Source organism: Polaromonas sp. P3_C2 (assembly GCF_056402675.1).
Genome location: NZ_JBFUGX010000588.1, coordinates 1 through 2,597, shown reverse-complemented (window position 1 = coordinate 2,597; position 2,597 = coordinate 1). Strand labels below are relative to the sequence as shown.

The window sequence follows — 2,597 nt, the reverse complement described above, 5'->3', positions numbered from 1 at the left end:
TGCGGGTGGGCGTCCTTACCGGTTTCGCTTTGAAGTCAATGTGCCCCCCGATGCAAAGCCTGGTGAATGCCGCTTTGCCATCATGCTGGAAGGCCAGGAGCAGGTTACCCGCATGGAGTCGGGCCCCCCCATCCCATTTTCCGCGCGTCTCGGCGTGGTGGTGTACGTCACCATCGGCGGCGCCACACCGGAGCTGAGCGTCGCCGGCTCGGGCGTCCAGACCGTGAACGGCAAGCCCACACCCGTCCTGCAGATCCGCAACAGCGGCACGGCCCACGGCCGTGTCACCGGCTTCCTGAACGGCACCGATGCATCCAATACCTCACTGGAATTTTCGCCAGCCAACACCCCCATACTTCCCGGCGAGACACGCACGATCCCACTGAGTGCCACTCGCCCGGGAGACCAGGACACCGCGGCGCAGATCCGCTATCCCGTCACGGTGCGCGGCAAGCTCGAATGGGGCAAAGGCCAAACACAAAGTATTGAGCAGCGCTTCGCCCCATGAAGCGACGAGCGCACACGCCGATCATCCCTTCTTCCTTGCCACTCAAGTGGTGGCGCATCGGCCTTGCAGGACTTGGGACCGGTTTTGCAACGGCTGCGGCCCTGGCCCAGGCAACGGCTCCGCCCGCTGAGGGCCAGCCTTATGTGGACCGCGTTATGGAGGGCCTGCCGGACCCTGACGGCGGACTTCAGCTGAAGGCCAGCGAATACAACGAAGCTGGCTGGCCGCGAAGCTGGCGTGTTGACTATTCCCTGTTCAAGCAGAACGGTGGCGGTGGCGACACCACCTCCCGCGCGTTGGGCATAGGCGGCTTCGTGGACACACCGAACCACGGCGCGCTCTCGATCAATGCCAACCTGGTCCAACAGCAGTCGAATGCGCCGGGCAACCAGGCCCAAAACAGCGGCAGCACCTGGCGCATTGACCAGCGCGCCCTGCCGCTGGACGGCGGCTGGTTTGCCAACCACAACGCGGGCGACATCAATACCGTCAGCACCCGGCTCGCCCGTGGTACCGGGCGGGTATCGGTGCCGGCCACGCCCATCCGGGGTGTTGGTGGACAGTGGTACCTCAACGACGCCGTAGACCTGAACGCAGCCGCGGGACGTACCGGCCTCTTTAGCGGGCTGGATGCCGTCGGCTTCCAGACTTCCGGCGGCAGCATCGGGTCTGCCGGTGCGCAATTTCGCCTTCCCACCGGTGACGCATTGGGGGCAGGAAGCCGCACTGACGCCGCATTCCAGTTGATCGACGGTAAAAATATTTCGGACAACGGAGGCTTCGGCAACTCATTGAACACCCGCGCTTACTTTGCTGCGGCGTCCTGGGAAGGCGCAGCGCCGTGGGGCACGGGACTGGCTACCGGCTATGGGTCGCCCAGCGAGCGGGTCGGCGGCCTGCGCATGCAGGCCAACCTGGTGCGCAGCAACAGCACGCAGGGCGGCGAAGCCACTGGCCTCTGGCTGGATGCCGCGTGGCGCACCGAACGCTGGCGTACCACAGCCGGTGTTTTCCGCTTTGAACCCAATTTGCGCTGGGGCACCACGGTCCTCGCCAGCGACCTGCAAGGCGTCTACTGGCAGGCCGACACCTCCACCCGGCAGTGGCAAGCCGGGTATGCGGTCGAGCTGAGTGACAGCGTGAGCCGTGCCGGCGCAGGCAGCGGTGCGTCGGGACGCAGTGCCTTCATCAACGTCAACGGCCGCTACCTGCTCGATTCGCGCAACTCGGTGGGCGCGGCCCTGAGCTTTCGTACCATCACCAGCCCCGGCCAGTCGGCGCAGCTGTCCTGGAGCCGCGCCAGCGACTGGGGCCAGACACAATGGCGCGCCGACCTGGCCAATGCATCCGGCGTCCGGACAACCCGGCTCGGGGTAGACCAAAGCTGGCCGGTTGTCTTGCCGGCCACTTTCGGCACCTCGCTGGCATGGGAGCGGATGAGCGGCAATGTCAGCCCCACCACAGGCCTGATCTGGGGCATTCTTGGCACCCTGTCGCCGTGGTCGCAATGGTCGCTGGATGGGTCGGTGCGGGGTGCACGCCGCAGCGACGGCGGCGAGTCGGTCAATGCCAATGTCGGCGTGAGCTGGCAACCTTATGGCGGCTGGTCGCTCACCCTTCGTTACACCGAGTCACGCGGGCAGGAACCGCTTCCGGCACTGGTGGTCTCGGCCCTGACGGCAGCAACGCAGCAGGCCATTGCAACCACCCAGACCAACCGCAGCATCCAGCTGCTGCTGCGCTACGAAGACCGGGCCGGCACCTCCACAGCACCGCTAGGCGGCCTGCCCGGAACCGGCTCCGGCGGGCTGACAGGCACGGTGTTTTTCGACGCAGACAGCAATGGCCGCAGGGAAGCGTCCGAAGGTGGCGTGCCTGGTGTCACCGTCATCCTCGACCGGCGCTACGTGACACGAACCGACAGCCAGGGCCGCTACGAGTTTCCCTACGTGGCGGCCGGAGATCATTTGATTGAAATTTCTCCGGACAACGTTCCCTTGCCCTGGAGCCCGGTTCTTCGCGATCCTGCGAAGACGGTCATTTTGGTACGCCAAACCAATTCGCTCGACTTCGCCGTGCAGCGCGAACG

At 65.6% G+C, this 2,597-nt stretch carries 1 protein-coding gene and 1 pseudogene; both read left to right on the top strand.

Annotated features, from left to right (window positions below; all coding sequences use genetic code 11):
* Positions 1 to 508, top strand: a pseudogene (locus AC1DWI_RS19380) (hypothetical protein); the annotation flags it as partial.
* Positions 505 to 2,597 (top strand): SdrD B-like domain-containing protein (locus AC1DWI_RS19375; protein ID WP_477668636.1); only part of this gene is annotated, 2,093 nt, incomplete at its 3' end. The pseudogene AC1DWI_RS19380 and the gene AC1DWI_RS19375, both read left to right, overlap by 4 nt.